The sequence below is a fragment of the Aeromonas piscicola genome (assembly GCF_000820005.1).
Taxonomy (GTDB): Bacteria; Pseudomonadota; Gammaproteobacteria; order Enterobacterales; family Aeromonadaceae; genus Aeromonas; species Aeromonas piscicola.
Map to the genome: position 1 here is coordinate 49,743 of NZ_CDBL01000063.1, position 16,180 is coordinate 65,922.

Annotated in this window: 16 protein-coding genes and 1 pseudogene; 8 read left to right on the plus strand and 9 right to left on the minus strand. The window is 61.0% G+C overall.

The annotated features are described in order from the left end of the window. The first annotated feature begins 195 nt into the window (after positions 1-195). Positions 196-1,095, plus strand: a complete 900-nt coding sequence (locus tag BN1128_RS16075; protein ID WP_042870577.1) for a DMT family transporter — start codon at positions 196-198, stop codon at positions 1,093-1,095. Between the two features lie 138 nt (positions 1,096-1,233). Here BN1128_RS16075 and rsuA read toward each other — a convergent pair whose 3' ends face one another. Then, a complete protein-coding gene (rsuA, locus tag BN1128_RS16080; protein ID WP_042870579.1) occupies positions 1,234-1,926 on the minus strand; it encodes a 16S rRNA pseudouridine(516) synthase RsuA in 693 nt (230 codons plus the stop codon). Positions 1,927-2,099: 173 nt separating this feature from the next. Here rsuA and BN1128_RS16085 point away from each other — a divergent pair, with 173 nt between their 5' ends. Then, positions 2,100-3,296 (plus strand): HD-GYP domain-containing protein, encoded by a 1,197-nt coding sequence (locus BN1128_RS16085; protein ID WP_042870581.1) that lies wholly within the window; start codon positions 2,100-2,102, stop codon positions 3,294-3,296. On the opposite strand, the gene BN1128_RS16090 is transcribed toward BN1128_RS16085, so the two are convergent. Further along, positions 3,293-3,481, minus strand: coding sequence for a hypothetical protein (locus BN1128_RS16090; protein ID WP_042870583.1), 189 nt, complete (start codon positions 3,479-3,481; stop codon positions 3,293-3,295). The two genes, BN1128_RS16085 and BN1128_RS16090, sit on opposite strands and share 4 nt — an antisense overlap. Positions 3,482-3,590: 109 nt before the next feature. Next, the gene (fsa, locus tag BN1128_RS16095) at positions 3,591-4,241 is read right to left on the minus strand and encodes a fructose-6-phosphate aldolase (RefSeq protein ID WP_042870584.1); all 651 of its coding nucleotides are present in this window, start codon (positions 4,239-4,241) and stop codon (positions 3,591-3,593) included. Between the two features lie 128 nt (positions 4,242-4,369). On the opposite strand from fsa, the gene BN1128_RS16100 reads away from it, so the two are divergent. From BN1128_RS16100 to BN1128_RS16120, 5 genes and pseudogenes are all read left to right on the plus strand, one after another. Then, the gene (locus BN1128_RS16100) at positions 4,370-5,266 is read left to right on the plus strand and encodes a glycyl-radical enzyme activating protein (RefSeq protein ID WP_042870586.1); all 897 of its coding nucleotides are present in this window, start codon (positions 4,370-4,372) and stop codon (positions 5,264-5,266) included. 4 nt (positions 5,267-5,270) lie between these two features. Further along, positions 5,271-7,703: a formate C-acetyltransferase/glycerol dehydratase family glycyl radical enzyme gene (locus BN1128_RS16105; protein WP_042870588.1), complete on the plus strand. Its 2,433-nt coding sequence runs from the start codon at positions 5,271-5,273 to the stop codon at positions 7,701-7,703. A 94-nt stretch (positions 7,704-7,797) separates the two neighbouring features. Beyond that, positions 7,798-8,544: a DeoR/GlpR family DNA-binding transcription regulator gene (locus BN1128_RS16110; RefSeq protein WP_042870591.1), complete on the plus strand. Its 747-nt coding sequence runs from the start codon at positions 7,798-7,800 to the stop codon at positions 8,542-8,544. 141 nt (positions 8,545-8,685) lie between these two features. Continuing rightward, positions 8,686-9,566: pseudogene (locus BN1128_RS16115) on the plus strand (EamA family transporter). A 132-nt stretch (positions 9,567-9,698) separates the two neighbouring features. Then, positions 9,699-11,549 carry an extracellular solute-binding protein gene (locus BN1128_RS16120; RefSeq protein WP_042870648.1) on the plus strand — a complete coding sequence of 617 codons (1,851 nt, stop codon included), beginning with the start codon at positions 9,699-9,701 and terminating at the stop codon, positions 11,547-11,549. A 118-nt stretch (positions 11,550-11,667) separates the two neighbouring features. Here the strand turns inward: BN1128_RS16120 and BN1128_RS16125 are convergent, their stop codons facing one another. Both BN1128_RS16125 and BN1128_RS16130 read right to left on the minus strand, forming a co-directional pair. Next, a complete protein-coding gene (locus BN1128_RS16125; protein ID WP_042036410.1) occupies positions 11,668-12,060 on the minus strand; it encodes a DUF2750 domain-containing protein in 393 nt (130 codons plus the stop codon). 94 nt (positions 12,061-12,154) lie between these two features. Beyond that, a complete protein-coding gene (locus BN1128_RS16130; RefSeq protein ID WP_042870593.1) occupies positions 12,155-12,712 on the minus strand; it encodes a hypothetical protein in 558 nt (185 codons plus the stop codon). Positions 12,713-12,963: 251 nt separating this feature from the next. On the opposite strand from BN1128_RS16130, the gene BN1128_RS16135 reads away from it, so the two are divergent. After that, positions 12,964-13,212, plus strand: a complete 249-nt coding sequence (locus BN1128_RS16135) for a TIGR02647 family protein (RefSeq protein WP_005320240.1) — start codon at positions 12,964-12,966, stop codon at positions 13,210-13,212. Here BN1128_RS16135 and BN1128_RS16140 read toward each other — a convergent pair. From BN1128_RS16140 to BN1128_RS16155, 4 genes are all read right to left on the minus strand, one after another. Beyond that, on the minus strand, positions 13,199-13,504 hold the full coding sequence (locus BN1128_RS16140) for a hypothetical protein (RefSeq protein ID WP_042870595.1): 306 nt from the start codon (positions 13,502-13,504) through the stop codon (positions 13,199-13,201). The two genes, BN1128_RS16135 and BN1128_RS16140, sit on opposite strands and share 14 nt — an antisense overlap. A 106-nt stretch (positions 13,505-13,610) precedes the next feature. After that, positions 13,611-13,820 carry a cold-shock protein gene (locus tag BN1128_RS16145; RefSeq protein WP_005331438.1) on the minus strand — a complete coding sequence of 70 codons (210 nt, stop codon included), beginning with the start codon at positions 13,818-13,820 and terminating at the stop codon, positions 13,611-13,613. Between the two features lie 205 nt (positions 13,821-14,025). Next, the gene (locus BN1128_RS16150) at positions 14,026-15,126 is read right to left on the minus strand and encodes a dihydrolipoamide acetyltransferase family protein (RefSeq protein WP_042870597.1); all 1,101 of its coding nucleotides are present in this window, start codon (positions 15,124-15,126) and stop codon (positions 14,026-14,028) included. Then, positions 15,123-16,106 (minus strand): alpha-ketoacid dehydrogenase subunit beta, encoded by a 984-nt coding sequence (locus BN1128_RS16155; RefSeq protein ID WP_042870599.1) that lies wholly within the window; start codon positions 16,104-16,106, stop codon positions 15,123-15,125. Before BN1128_RS16155 ends, BN1128_RS16150 begins: the two co-directional genes overlap by 4 nt. Positions 16,107-16,180: the final 74 nt, after the last annotated feature.

Here is a 16,180-nt window from a genome sequence, read left to right on the forward strand (position 1 = left end):
CCGGCAGCGCGCCTGAATACGAATGCATGATGCTGCGCTTGTTATCCCCGAAGACGCCCCGTATTGTATCGGGCTTGCTCAAGAGATGGAGTCTTTCGGGCTATTTTTTTCTGTAGTTTTTTATGAAGTGCGAATGGCTGTCGCCGGTAACGGCCTGATGCGTCTTTCGATGTAGCTACATTTTCAGGAGTTGTTATGGGGTATGAGTGGCTGGCACTGGCTGCGGCCAGTTTGTGGGCAGTGGCGGCCCTGATCTCCGTCAAACCGGCCCGTCACCTGGGGGCTTTTGCCTACAGTCGCTGGCGCATGTTTCTGGTCAGCCTGATGCTGGGCTCCGTCAGCCTCGCCACCGGCGGCTGGCAATCTCTCACCGAAAGCACCCTGCCCCTGCTGGCATTGTCGGGCCTTATCGGCATCTTCGTCGGCGATACAGCCCTGTTTGCCTGCATGAACCGGCTGGGCCCCAGGCGCAGCGGCCTGCTGTTCTCCTGCCATGCCCTCTTCTCCGCCCTGCTCGGCCTCTGGTTGTTTGGCGAGCAGCTCGGTGGCTGGCGACTGGTGGGAGCCTTGCTGGTGTTTGCCGGCGTCATGCTCGCCATTTTGTTCGGCCGGCGTGGCGGCAATCAGCACAATGAGTGGGAACAGGTACGCGGGCATCTCGCCATCGGCATAGGTCTGGGCCTGACGGCCGCCTTCTGCCAGAGTCTGGGCGCCATCATCGCCAAGCCCGTGATGATGAGCGGCAGCGTGGATGCGGTCAGCGCCTCCGGCATCCGCATGGGCAGCGCCCTGTTGGCCCACTGCACCTTGCGGGCGCTGCGGGTACCGCTGTCACTGCCGCACAACCCCATCAACCGTCAGGTACTGGGGATGATTGGCATCAACGGCTTCCTGGCGATGGCCATGGGGATGACGCTGATCCTGGTCGCCTTGCGTCAGGGAGACGTCGGCATGGTGGCGATCCTCTCCTCCACCACCCCTGTCATTCTGCTGCCCCTGCTGTGGTGGCACTCGGGCCAGCGCCCTTCGCTGGCGGCCTGGGCGGGCGCCCTGCTGGCCACCCTGGGGACGACCATGGTGCTGGGAGCCGGGTAAGACGGCTCGACGTCAACGCCGGGGTTGAACACTCTCGTCCGAATAGGCTTAGCCAATCGAACCTGCGACCAAGTTCTGACCATGGGTTCGATTAACCCCATGGCGCAGTAATCGACTCTTGATGGCCGGGTCGGGTGACTAGAACTGGGCGATTTCCTCGGCCGTCAGCTCGCGGTATTCGCCCGGTGCCAGCGCGTCATCCAGCACCAGTGTACCGATCTGCTCCCGATGCAGCCCCACCACCTTGTTGCCAATGGAGGCAAACATCCGCTTCACCTGATGATACTTGCCTTCATGGATGGTGAGGCGGGCCTCGCACTCACCCAGAATTTCCAGCTGGGCGGGGCGGGTCTTCTCGGATTCGTTGCGCAGGAAGACGCCATCGGCAAACAAGGAGATGGCATCCTGGTGCACTGGGTCGGCCAGCCAGACGTGATAGGTCTTGGCACACTCATGGCGCGGCGAGGTGATGCGGTGGGACCATTTGCCATCGTCGGTGATCAGCACCAGACCCGTGGTGTCGAGATCGAGTCGGCCAACCACGTGCAGCTTGCCCATGGCGGGTTCGTCCATCAGGAAGAAGACGGTCGGGTGATCCGGGTCTTCGTTGGAGCAGACGTACCCTTCCGGTTTGTGCAGCATGAAGTAGCGATTGCGCTGATCCAGCGTCAGCGTGACGCCGTCGAATTCGACCTGGCTCTGCTCGTTGATGTGAAAAGCGGGTTGTTTGACCACTATGCCGTCCACCGTGACCTCTCCCTGCCGGATCAGCTTGCCCGCCAGGGACCGGGTCAAATCGGAACAATCGCAAAGAAATTTATCGAGCCGCATGCACAACCTCAGAGTCCATCAATAAAGGGGCGCCATTATATAGGCCGAGGCCAACAACTCCAGCACTAAGCGGTGGCGATGCAGACCATGTCGTCATGACGAAGCCCGGCGCGGGTGTTAGACTGCCTGCAGAGGGTCTAACGTTACGTATAATAATAAAGTCAGGAAGCCGTATGAAGTCGCACACTCCTCATCCCGTCATTCCAGTCAACCAGCTGCAAGCCGGCATGTATGTGATCGCCATCATCAGCCAGACAGGCGGCATGGAGATTGCCCAGATGGGGCTGGTGACCACCCGTCAGCAGATCGATGATCTGGTCCGGCGCGGTGTGCTCACGGTGCGCGTCGATCTCGCCCGCAGCAAGCTGGCTGGCATAGAACAGATCATCTCCCCCGACCCCGCCGCCTTGTCAGCATCATCCCAACGACCGGCAGGAAGTGCCAACGGCGAGGGCCGTGAACTCAAGATCCGCCGCCTCTATCAGGAAGCCCGCGAGCTGCAGGGCAAGTTCATCCGTCAGCTCAAGGCGGGTGAGCCCATCGATATCACGCCGCTGGCGGCGGTGGCCGAAGAGATGGTGGACACCATGTTCACCCACGGCGATGCCATGCTCTGCCTGGCCCGGATCCGCGCCAAGGATGCCTACCTGATGGAACACTCCATGAACGTGGCCATACTGCTGGCCAACTTCGGCCGCTATCTGGACCTGGATCGCAGCGTGCTCAAGGAGCTGACCCTGGGGGGCCTGCTGCACGATGTGGGCAAGATCATGACCCCGGACGAGGTGCTCAACAAACCGGGCAAGCTGACCGATGAAGAGTTCACCGTGATGCGCCAGCATGTGGTGCACAGTTACGACATCCTCAGCCATACCCCCGGCATCACGGCCACCATGCTGGAAGTCGCCGCCAATCACCACGAGCGGCTCGATGGCACGGGTTACCCCCGCCACCTCAAGGGAGATCAGCTCTCCCTCCATACCCGCATGAGCGGCATTGTCGACGTCTACGACGCCGTGACGGCGGATCGGGTCTACAAACAGGGAATGCAGCCGACCCAGGCATTCCGGATCCTGCTCAAGGGAGCCGACCACCATTTCGATCGGGGGCTGGTGACCAAGTTCATCAAGTGCATGGGGGTCTATCCGGTGGGTACTCTGGTACAACTCTCCAACCAGCGGCTGGCCATCGTCATGCAGCGCAATCCTCATGAGCCGCTCAAGCCGGTGGTGAAGGTGATCTATCACGCCACCCAGCGCCACTATCTCGAGGTGCAGTGGCTGGATCTGGCGAAGTCGGGGGTACAGGAGAGCATAGAAAGCACGGTCGATCCCAAGGAGTTCGGCATCAATCTCGCCAACTTTGTCTAGTTGGTCCTCCCCTCCCGCGACCGCTCGACACAATGCTGGATAAGAAACTCCTCATCCAGCGGTGACAGGTCAAAGCGGATACAGGCCTCTTCGATGGCCCGGATGTCGTGTTGATGGTGCTCGCTGAGCCAGCGCACGGCGCGGCGCAGATCTTCACCATGGGGCAGCAGGGTATGGTCGCTCATGAGGCACCTCCGGTAAGCCATCGACATCAGCCCGTCAAACCGGGTTGTCTCTTATAGCTTAGTCCGCCCACCGCCCCTCCTCTACGCTCCCTCAATCCGGCCGCGGATCTCAGCCAAAGGCTCGCTGCCAATCCTGATCAAACTTCGCCAATGCCGCATCCACCGCAGGCACGTTCAGCAGCTGCTCGGCCACATCAAGCGGCAATGTGATGGACTGGCAACCGGCCAGCAGGCAGTCAAGCGCCTGACGGGGAGTACGAAATGACGCCGCCAGCACCTTGCTGTTCGGTGCATGCAGCTCAAGCAGCTGTTGCAGCTCCTGCACGGTGGCGATGCCATCGCCGCCCTGAGCATCCAGCCGGTTCACGTAGGGTGCGACATATTCCGCCCCCGCCACCGCCGCCAGCCAGCCCTGCAACGGGGTATAGACAGCCGTGCCCAGGGTCGGCACGCCGTTGGCAGTCAGGCTCTTGATGGCCGCCAGCCCCTCTGCGCATACCGGGATCTTGATCACCAGATCCGGGTCCAGCTCACGCAGGGCGAACGCCTCGCGCACCATCTCGGTTTCAGTTTTGGCCATCACCTGGGCAAACAGGCGCGCCTTGGGCCCCAGTACATCGCGCAGGGCGGGCAGCAGCTCGGAGAGCGGCAATCCCCCGGCGGCAGTAATGGAAGGATTGGTGGTGACTCCGGCCAACGGCAGGATCCGTGACCAGCGACGCACTGCCGCCACATCGGCGGTATCGAGATACAGCTCCATCTCTAACTCCTTAACGGGATGTTCAATATGTCGCCATTCTAGCGATAAAACATCTGCGAAATACTTGATCGAAATCAAATCAACTTTCGAATGAAAGTAAATAGAATAAAAAAACAAAAGGAGGCGGTATGATTTTCGACCTGCAACGATATTCAACTCACGATGGCCCCGGCATTCGCACCCTAGTGTTTCTCAAGGGGTGCTCGCTGGCCTGTCTGTGGTGTCAAAACCCGGAAAGCCGCTCTCCCAAGCCGGACATACTACTCGACCGGCGCCAATGCATCGAGGGATGCCAGCTCTGCAGCCAGACCTGTCCGGCAATCTTGCGTGACAGCGAGGGCATCCAGCTCAGCCGTTCAGCTCTCAAGGCCGAAGATATTGAACGGCTGCGCGGCCTCTGCCCCAGCGAAGCGCTGCAGGTGTGCGGCCGGGATGAAACGCTGGACACCCTGATGGACACCATACTGCGGGATCGCCCCTTCTTCGAGCGCAGTGGCGGTGGCGTCACCCTCTCCGGTGGCGAGCCGTTTATGCAGCCCGACTTTGCCGCAGATCTGCTGGCCCGCTGCAAGGCAGAAGAGCTGCACACGGCGGTCGAGAGCTGCCTCCATGTACCCTGGCACCAGATTGAGCCAAGCCTCCCCTCACTGGATCTGGTGCTGGCGGATCTCAAACACGTGGATAAAGAACGTTTCTTCCACTGGACCCGCGGCAAGGTGGAGCTGCCCATCGCGAACCTCAAACGCCTGGCCGAGCACGGTGTGCCGATGCAGATCCGGGTGCCACTCATTCCCGGCTTCAATGCCGACCGCGAATCGATCGAAGCCATCACCGACACCGCCGCCAGTCTCGGCACGGTGCAGGAGATCCACTTCCTCCCCTACCACACGCTGGGGATGGGCAAATATGCCCTGCTGGATCTGCCCTATCAGGCGCCGGAGACACCACTCGACGACCCCGATTTACTCCGCTTTGCCCACGCATACGCCCAACGTCAGGGGCTGACCCCTGTGACCAGAGGATAAGATCATGACCCAGCTCGACCTCAATACCCTCAGCCCGCGGATCCGCGCCCACAAAGAGAGCCTGATCCACATAGTGCAGCCACCGGTCTGCACCGAGCGAGCCCGCCACTACACGCAGGCCTATCAGGCTCATCTCGCCCGCCCGCTGCCGGTGCGCCGCGCGCTGGCGCTGGCCCATCACCTCAAGGAGCGCTCCATCTGGATCAAGCACGACGAGCTTATCGTCGGCAATCAGGCCAGTCAGGTGCGGGCGGCGCCGCTGTTTCCCGAATACACGGTGAGCTGGATTGAGAAGGAGATCGACGAGCTGGCTGACAGACCCGGCGCCGGTTTTGCGGTCAGCGAAACCGACAAGGAGATCATCCACGTCCTCACCCCCTTCTGGCGTGGCCAGACGGTGCAGGATCGCTGCTTCGGCCTCTTTACCGATGAGCAGAAAGCGCTGCTGGAGAGCGGCATCATCAAGGCCGAGGGCAACATGACCTCGGGGGATGCCCACCTCGCGGTCAACTATGAGGAGCTGCTCACGCTGGGTCTCGATGGCTTCAAAGCCAAGGTGGCCGAGAGGCGCAGTCGGCTGGATCTGGCGGATTGGGCCGATCTGCAGCGCGAGCAGTTCCTGCACGCCGTCGCCATCACCCTGGAGGCGGTCAGCGATCACATCGGGCGCTACGCCGCCCTTGCCCACGACATGGCCGCGCAAGAGCCGCGCCCCGAGCGCCGCAGCGAGCTTGAAACCATAGCGCTCAACTGTGCCCACATCGCCCACCAGCCCCCCGAGACCTTCTGGCAAGCGCTGCAGCTCTGCTACTTTATCCAGCTCATCCTGCAGATCGAATCCAACGGCCACTCGGTGTCGTTTGGCCGGATGGATCAGTACCTCTACCCCTGGTATCGCCGCGAGGTGGAGCTTTCGGAATCCCTGTCACGCCCCCGCGCCATCGAACTGCTGCAAGGGTGCTGGCTGAAATTGCTGGAGGTGAACAAGATCCGCTCTGGTACCCACTCCAAGGCCTCTGCCGGCAGCCCGCTCTATCAAAACGTCACCATTGGCGGCCAGAACTGGCGGGATGGAGCTGCCCATGACGCGGTCAACGACCTCTCCTACGCGATTCTGGAGTCCTGTGGCCAGCTGCGTTCCACCCAGCCCAACCTGTCGGTGCGCTACCACGCCGGGATGAGCGAGGCTTTCCTCGACGCCTGCATTCAGGTGATCCGCTGCGGCTTTGGCATGCCCGCCTTCAACAACGACGAGGTGGTGATCCCCGAGTTCATCAAGCTCGGGGTGAGCGTGGAGGATGCCCATCACTACGCCGCCATCGGCTGCATCGAGACCGCCGTGCCCGGCAAGTGGGGCTACCGCTGCACCGGCATGAGCTTTATCAACTTCGCCCGCATCCTGCTGGCCTCCCTCGATGGCGGTCGCGATGCCACCACAGGCCAAGTATTCCTGCCCCAAACCCAGTCGCTGCGGGAAGGAACCTTTGGCAACTTTGACGAAGTGATGGCCCGCTGGGATGAGCAGGTGCGCTACTTCACCCGCAAATCCATCGAGATCGACTGCGTGGTCGACAGCGTGCTGGAAGCGCAGGCCCACGACATCCTCTGCAGCACATTGGTAGATGACTGCATCGAGCGCGGCAAGACCATCAAGGAGGGAGGCGCCGTCTATGACTGGGTATCCGGTCTGCAGGTGGGGATCGCCAACCTCGGCAACAGTCTGGCGGCCCTGAAGAAACTGGTGTTCGAGCAGGGTGTGGTGGATCAGGCTGAACTGGCTGCCGCGCTGGAGCAGGACTTTGCCGGGCTGGCGGGCGAGCAGTTGCGCCAGCGCCTCACCAATGCCGCCCCCAAATATGGCAACGATCTGGACGAGGTAGACCTGCTGCTGGTGCAGGCCTACCAGAGCTACATCGATGAGCTCAAGGGGCTGCACAACACCCGCTTCGGCCGCGGCCCCATCGGCGGCACCTACTATGCAGGCACCTCCTCCATCTCGGCCAACGTCCCCTTCGGTGCCGCCACCCTGGCCACCCCGGATGGTCGCCGCGCCCGCACACCGCTGGCGGAAGGGGCCAGCCCCTCCTCGGGCTCAGATCGTCTCGGCCCGACGGCGGTGTTCAACTCCATCGGCAAGCTGCCCACGGCGGCGATCCTCGGCGGGGTGCTGCTCAACCAGAAGCTGAGTCCGGCCAGCCTTGAGAACGAGCGGGACAAAACCAAGCTGATGAGCCTGCTGCGCACCTTCTTCGAGGTGCACAAGGGGTGGCACGTACAGTACAACATTGTCTCGCGGGAAACCCTGCTGGCGGCCAAGGCCAATCCGGATCAGTACCGGGATCTGGTGGTGCGGGTGGCGGGCTATTCGGCCTTCTTCACCGCCTTATCCCCGGATGCGCAAGATGATATCATCGCCCGCACCGAGCACAGTCTCTGACGGGGCGCTCCCCATGGCGCCTGTGACGTCATATGATTGGCAAGCCACCTTCGGGTGGCTTGCCGCTATCTACCACCTTGCATGCGAGCGCACCATGAATCCACGCCACCAACTGATCCTCACTCTGGTCCATCAGGCTCGCAAGATGAGCGTGGCCGAGCTATCCCGGCACACAGGGGTGTCAGAGGTGACGGTGCGCAACGATCTCACGGCGTTGGAGAAACAGGGGCTGCTCAGACGGGTACACGGCTCGGCCATGGCGCTGGAGACCGATGATCCGGATGCCCGGATGAACATCAACTACCTGCTCAAGGAGCGCCTCGCCGAGCGGGCCGCCCAACTGGTGGAAGACGGCGAGACTGTCTTTATCGAAGGGGGCAGCGCCAACGCCATGCTGGCGCGCCATCTGGCCCAGCACAAACGGGTCACCATCATCACCATCAGCAGCTATATCGCCCATCTGCTCAAGGACACCCCGGCCCAGGTGGTACTGCTCGGCGGCCTGTTCCAGCATCAGAGCGAAAGCGTGGTGGGGCCGCTGACGCGCCTGTGTATAGAGCAGGTGCACTTCTCCAAGGCCTTCATCGGGGTCGATGGTTTTCACCCCGAGGTGGGCTTTACCAGCCGCGACATGATGCGGGCCGACGTGGTCAACAGCGTGCTGGCCAAGGGGATGACCAATGTGGTGATCACCGACAGCAGCAAGTTTGGCGCCATCCACCCCAGCCAGCTTGGCACGCAGGGCCAGATCAAGGTGCTGGTCACCGACGATGCCCTGCCCGCCCCCATGCGGGCTGCCATCGCGGCCCGCAGCATAACCCTGCATTGCGTTACCGCCTGAACCTGTCATTGCGGCTCGCAGCCTAAAGCCATGCCCCGCCTGGCGGCTTGACGCCAGCCACCCTCTCAAGGGTATGCTCGTCCCCTTGCCGATCCGCCCGTGCAACGCGGATCGCCATTCCTCTGATGACAAGGAAGCTGAATGCAAACCAAGGATAAATGTCTGGCCGCCCTGGTTATCCTCTGCTGGGGACTCAACTTCGTGGCGATCAAGTGGGGGCTGGAGGGGATACCCCCGCTGCTGCTAGGGGCACTGCGCTTCGTCGGCGTGGTCTTCCCCGCCATCTTGCTGGTGCCCAGGCCCGCCATGCCCTGGCGCTGGCTGCTGGCCTATGGCGGTGCCATCAGCCTGGGCCAGTTTGCCTTCCTGTTTTGCGCCATGAAGTTCGGCATGCCCGCAGGCATGGCCTCACTGGTGCTGCAATCCCAGGTGGTTTCGCCATGCTCTGGCTGGGGGAGCGCTGGCAACCCCACCACTGGGTGGCGCTGCCGCTGGCGGGATTCGGCCTCTATCTCATCGCCACCCATGGCGAGGGCAACCTGACCCTGCTCGGGTTCGTCTTGACGCTGTGCGCAGCGGCCTGCTGGGGCCTTGGCAACGTCATCAATCGCCAGATTGGTCTGCGCTATCAAACCTCCCTGCCCAGCCTCATCGCCTGGGGCGGCCTGGTGCCCATACTGCCCTTCTTCGCGCTCTCCTGGCTGTTCGAAGGGCCGGAGCTGATTGCCACCAGCCTGCTCAATTTCAGCTGGCAGGGGCTGCTGTGCGTGCTCTACCTTTCGCTGGTCGCCACCTGGCTCGGTTACGGCCTGTGGGGGCGGCTGCTGATGCGCTATCCGGTGGCGCAGGTGGCACCGCTCTCCCTGCTGGTCCCCTGTGTCGGCATGGTGGCGGCCGCCCTGCTGCTCGACGAACACCCGACCCCCTTGCAGTGGCTGGGCTCCGGCCTGGTGCTGCTCGGCTTCGTGGTCCATCTGCTGGGTGGCCGGCTGCGCTGGTTCAAGCAAAAAACGGCGCCTTGATGGTCACCCGGTTATTTTCCACCCGCCATTGACCCGGCTGGGGAAAATTTCCATCATGAGCCAGTCCCCATCGGGACTGGCGTCACCAGAGCGTGACCTGCAGGAAGCAGACCATCAGGAGAGAGCATGGATATGCCATCGACAGCCTCAGCCGGGGTGAGCCCGGTCCCACCCCTTATTCGTACTGCCGCCATCACCCTGATCCTGTGCTGGAGCCCGCTTGGCTGGAGCGCCAGCCTGCCTGCGGATCTCAAGTGGGAGAGCAACAACGCGGATCCCGTCTACGCAGATCCGGCCGCCAAACGGGGCGGCACCTTCCACGGCTTTATCCAGAGCTTTCCGCTGACCCTGCGCAAATTCGGCCCCGACTCCAACGGCGGATTTGCCGGTTATGTCAGGGAGACCAACCTGCCGCTGCTGAGCACCCATCCGGTCACCGGCAACCCCATGCCCATGCTGGCAAACGAGTGGGCCTTCGGTGCCGACAACAAGACGCTCTACTTTCGCATCAACCCCAAGGCACGCTGGTCGGATGGCCAACCCGTCACCGCCGATGACTGGGTGTTTACCCTCAAGATGATGCGCAGCAAGGAGATAAGCGACCCCTGGTACAACAACTACTACAGCACCCAGATAACCGACGTGACCCGCTTCGATGACCGCACCCTGGCCATCACCAGCGGCAGCGAGAAGAGCCGCCAGGATCTGCTGGAGTCCTTACCGTTCAGCCCTGAGCCGAGCCACGCCATCAAGCTCACCGCCAACTGGGTCAAGGAGTACAACTGGAAGGTGTTGCCGGTCACTGGCCCCTATCAGCTCGGCGAGGTGAAAAAGGGCAAGTCGGTCACCTTCAAGCGGATTGAAAACTGGTGGGGGGATGACGAGCGCTACTTCCAGCACCGTTTCAACCCGGACAAGATCGAGATCAAGGTTCTCAGGGATCAGAACATCGCCTGGCAGCATTTCTTGCGCGGCGAGCTGGATACCTTCCCGCTGGTCATGCCCAACTGGTGGCACGACAAGAGCAAGACCGCGGAGTTCGAGAAGGGTTATATCGAGCAGCGCTGGTTCTACAACCAGACCCCCCAATCCCCCATGGGGCTCTATCTCAACACCGCCGACCCGCTGCTGAAGGATATCAATGTGCGGCTCGGCATCCAGCACGCACTCAACCTCGACAAGATGCTCGCCACTCTGCTGCGGGGGGATTACCAGCGCCTCAACAGCTATGGCGCCGGTCAGGGGGAGTTTACCAACAGCGAGCTCAAGGCCCGTCCGTTCGATCCCCAGCTTGCACGCAACTACTTCGCCAAGGCCGGTTTCACCAACGCAGGACCGGATGGCACCCTGCAAAATCAGAAGGGGCAGCCGCTGACCCTGAGCATCACCTACACCACGGCGGAGCATGCCCAGCGACTCACCCTGCTGCGGGAAGAGGCCAAGAAGGCGGGGCTCAATCTCGAACTCAACCTGATGGATGCCTCGGCCGGCTTCAAGTCCATGCTGGAGAAGAAGCACCAGAGTGCCTGGATGGGCTGGAGCTCCGGCCGCTACCCCGCCTATTGGGAGCATTTTCACAAGGTCAATGCCAACAAGCCCCAGACCAACAACATCATGAACATAGATGACGAGGCCATCACGGCGCTGGTGGAGCAGTACGACAAGGAGTTCGATTTTGCCAAAAAGGCTGCCCTGTCGCGCCAGATCCAGCAGCGGCTCTACGAGCTGGCCAGCTTCGTGCCCGCCTATCAGGTGCCCTATACCCGGGAAGGGGCCTGGCGCTGGATAAAACTGCCCAAGGTGCCGGCTACCCCCAAGAGCGAGCTGCTCTACTGGCCCCTCGATGGCGGAAATAGCGGCTACAGCTATGGCGGCCTGTTCTGGATTGACGAGCAGGCGAAGGCGGAAACCAGGGCGGCCATCGAGAGCGGCAAGAGCTTCCCCGCCGTCACCCTGACCGACACAAGCTACCAGCAGCACTGAGGCTGATCGCCCAGTCATGGGCCGAGTCCCCAGCCCATCGGAGCCGAAAACAAAAGACCCCGCACGTTGGCGGGGTCTTTTTATTGCAACCGAGGTTGCAAGGGAAGCTCAGGAGCAATCAGGCGCGCTTGGCCTGCTTCTCGGCAATGGCGTCGGCCACATCGGCCGGCTCCAGCACTATGCCTTCCTGATCCGGGGTCGGGAACACGGCAACACACAGCTCGTCCTGCTCCATGCCGTCGACCCAGCGCTCCAGCCACACCTTGAGGGTGATGGACTGCGGCTTGCACTCGGCCCACTCACCCTCGGCCCACGCCTGGGCGTACTCGGGGTGCGGCCATACCGGAATGCAATCTTCATCGTCGGTGGTCAGCATCATGACGCCGTGCTCGTCGGTCAGGACGAACAGCTCTTCGTGCTCGACCAGCTTGCTGATGAAGTGCTCGTAGCGGTAGTCGGCGTTCAGTTGCAGCGCAGCATTGCGCTCGGTTTCGCTCAATTCATAGCTCATTGGCCAAGTCTCTCTTTCAATAAAGGGCGCCATGTTCACATCTTGCTGGCGGCTTGTCCAGTATGAGAGATCGGTCACCTATTTTTCGGCGATATCAGCCCAGCTCAGGCGTCACCAGGGTGATCTCCACCGTCTCGCAGCAACGCTGGCGCAACCAGTAGGCAGATTCCACCTCGACGAAGCAGAGTTGATCCCGTCCCGCCTGCACGCCCTGCATGATCTGCTCGAACCGCAACTGCTGTTGCTGCTCCCAAGCGGCGGCCAGTTTGCTGCCATGGGCCTCGTCCACCACCTCGCGGCGCAGCTCGAACAGGTTATCGGTGATCGGACTGTTTATCTTGGCCGGGCTATGCCAGTACATCAGCAGGTTGTCCATCATCTCGGTGTCATAGTTGGCAAGGGCATCCAGCTCGGGGGTCGCCCCGACATCGCTGGCGGCAAAGTCACACCAGCCCGCCGTCAGCGACGCCAGAGTTTGCGCAGCCGCCCCCTTGCCATGCTGACGCAAGGCAGCCACATCCGATCCCTTGATCGCGGGCAGCCAGACATCACCCTGATGCTGGTCGAGTAGCGGCAGCAACAGAGAGGTGGGATAAACAGGGAAACGGGGGCCGAGAGAGTGAAGCACTGATACTAGCGTGATCTTTACCATGAGGGGCGCCTTGAACTGGAAGGCCGATATTCAATGCTCGGCCAGAAAGACAAAGGAGGGCCCTATCCTATCATGTTTGAACGCTAGCAAGCGGACTCACATTTTCATGGCTCAAATCGGGGGGCAATGCCCAAAAAAACAGCGTTCAGGCAGGGTGACGCCAGAGAAAGCCCAATAGTTTGAACCAGCGCCCACTAAAGTGGATCCGGGAATGCTAGTTTGCATACATCTTTAGCGTAAGGAGTGCATTCATGATTGGGATCGACCAGATTTCTAACGACTTTGTAAACGACTTGAAAATACTGGCATGCTTTGATCCGGCCAACATGAGCCTGGGGATCAAGTTGCGCAGTGACATGTCCGACGAGCTGTGCCAAGCGGCAGTACGCCTGCATCAGCAAGGTCTCATCAGTGCAGAAGATGGCGGCTACCTGACTCCTTTTGGCATGACCATGGTTGAGCATCTGCAGCATCTGATAGTCGCACTCAAACCGCTTTGATCGCCTGCGGGGCCCAGAGTGAAAAGTTGAGCAACTCCCAGCGCGAGCCCTGCCGCAACAGACAGGCAAACAGCAAAGGACCTTCGGGTCCTTTTACTTTGCCATCGACCATCCATTCACCTTCCCGTTTCGGCAAAGGCTGCGCCTTGATCTCATCGGGCTGACTACCATTCCCAAGACGTACCTGAACAAACTGCTGACACACGGCTTTCGCTTCGGTGGCAAAAGTATTCTGTGCCTGGGTGTCGACGGAAGTGAGCAGGCTGGCAGCCAGCAGGAGTGATGGGATCATGGTGAGATGCGGCGGCGAAAGTGAAGTCGATAAAAGTCTAAAAAGCACCCATAAACAAAAAGCCGTGGAACCAGAGGCACCACGGCTTTCTTAAATTCTGTAAGAATTACAGAGCAGTTACGTTCTCAGCCTGCGGGCCTTTCTGACCTTGGGTCACGGAGAACTGTACGCGCTGACCTTCAGCCAGGGTACGGAAACCGTTACCGCTGATAGCGCTGAAGTGAACGAAAACGTCCGGGCCGTTTTCTTGCTGGATGAAGCCAAAACCTTTGGTTTCGTTGAAAAACTTAACGGTACCGGTGATCATGTTAGACATATCTATAACCTGTATTCAAAATAATTACTTATGCTTTTCAGCGGATAAAGCTCAAAAACGGGATTAACTTATGAACAACAGGAAAAGATGTAAAACATCATATTCATTGACATAACTTTCGCCCTTTCAAGCTGGTTTAGATTATACGTGGCTTTGGGGATTACGCAAACAAATTTGTGCCCTGCCGATGGCGGGGCACAAGGGTTTATAGCGCGGGTGCTTCCAGTGCCTGAACCAGTACTTTGAGGAAGCGTGCAGCCTCGCCGCCGGTGCAGGCTCTGTGGTCAAACGTCATCGACAATGGCAGGGCCCTGACCGGGCGAGCCTCTCCGTGGATGAACACCACCTTCTCGAACAGCTTGCCGGCCCCTATGATGGCCACCTGAGGTGGCGTCACTATCGGACTGGCATAGCGGCCGGCGATGGCACCGAAGTTTGTGAGGGTAATGGTCGCCCCCTGCAGCATCTCCCGCGGCACGGCGCGCGCCTTCACATCGGCGATCATGCGATCCAGCCCCTGTCGGATGTCGGCCCCTTCTCGCTCTGCCACGTTCTCCATCACGGGTACATAGAGCCCATGCCGGGAGTCTACCGCAATGGCGACGTTGACCTCACTGAACAGCCGCCTTGAGAGGGTATCGCCGTCAAACCAGGCGTTCATGGAGGGCTCGGCACGACAGGCAACGCCAATGGCCTTGATGAGGCGTACCGTCACATCCTCATCCGGCCGCCAGTGACGCAGATCCACCTCGTCGGTAATGCTGACCGGCACCACTGTCTGATGGGAGAGCTCCATCGCCTTGGCCATGGCTCGGCGCGAGCCCTTGAGAAATTCGTTGCCGCTGCTCTGCAGCGCTTCGAAGGCGCTTTGCACGTCCGACTCTGTCACCATACCGGCACTACCAGTGCCCTTGATCCGGTCAATATCCAGCCCCAATTTTTGCGCCAGCAGACGCACGGCCGGCATGGCCTGCACCAGTGCCCCGCCGGGGGCGATGGCACCCACCACGAAGTGATCCTCGATATGCTGTTGATGGGCGCTGACCTTGCCCACCACTGTGCCGTCATCCTCACCCCCTTCGAACTCCACCAGCGGCGCGCCTATGTGGAGTATGTCGCCCTCCTGCCCGCACAGCCTGGCGATCACCCCCGCCACCGGCGAGGGCACATCCACCAGTGCCTTGGCGGTTTCTACCGACAACAGCACCTGATCGACACTCACTGTATCGCCGGCACTCACCTTCCATTCGACTATTTCGGCCTCGGCCAAGCCTTCGCCCAGATCAGGTAATTTGAAAAATTTCATAGCCACTTCTCCATCAGCTGATGAGCCGCGTCCGCGATATCCTGCTCGGTTATGAGGTAATACTCTTCGTTGCGATAATAGGGTACCGCGGCATCCACCCCGGTGAGGCGCTTTGGCGGCGCCTTGAGGGAGGTCAACGCCTCCTCTGTCACCCGCGCCACTATCTCGGCGCCCACCCCGAAGCTGCCGCACGCCTCGTGCACCACCAGCAGACGGCCCGTCTTGCGTACCGACGCCAGAATGCTCTCCATGTCCAGCGGCTTGATGGTCGCCAAATCCAGCACTTCGCACTGGATATCCTGCTCTGCCAAGAGGCTCGCTGCCCGCATCACCTCCTGAATACAGGCCCCCCAGGCAACCATGGTGATGTCCCGTCCCGGCCGCAGGGTAAAGCAGACGTCCAGCGGCAGGCCGACACCGTCATCCACCACGTCCGACTTCATGGAACGATAGATACGATCAGGCTCGAAGAACATCACGGGATCCGGGTCACGAATGGCCGAGAGCAGCAAGCCATAGGCCCGTCTCGGACTGGAGGGGATCACCACCCGCAGACCCGGAATATGGGCAAACAGCGCCTCGACGCTCTCGCTGTGGTGCTCCGGCGAGTGGATGCCGGCGCCATAGGGAGAGCGGTAAACGATGGGGCAGGAGAGACGGCCACGGGTACGGTTACGCATTCGTGCCGCCTGGCAGATGATCTGCTCCATGCCAGGGAAGATGAAGCCCTGAAACTGGAACTCGGCCACCGGCTTGAGCCCCTGGGTCGCCATGCCGACCGCCACCCCGGCGATCAGTCCCTCGGCCAGCGGCGTGTCGATCACCCGCTTGAAACCAAACTTGTCGCGCAGACCGACGGTGGCGCGAAACACTCCGCCGTTGACCCCCACGTCCTCACCGAGCACCACCACATCGGGGTCGTGCTCCATCTCGTGATGCAGCGCCAGATTGATCGCCTCGAGCAGTGTCATTTCACTCATGCAGCCTCCCCGAGCCAGCGTCATCAGCCACTCCATTCCCATTGCGTGCCATGTCGCCACACCACGCTGGCTTG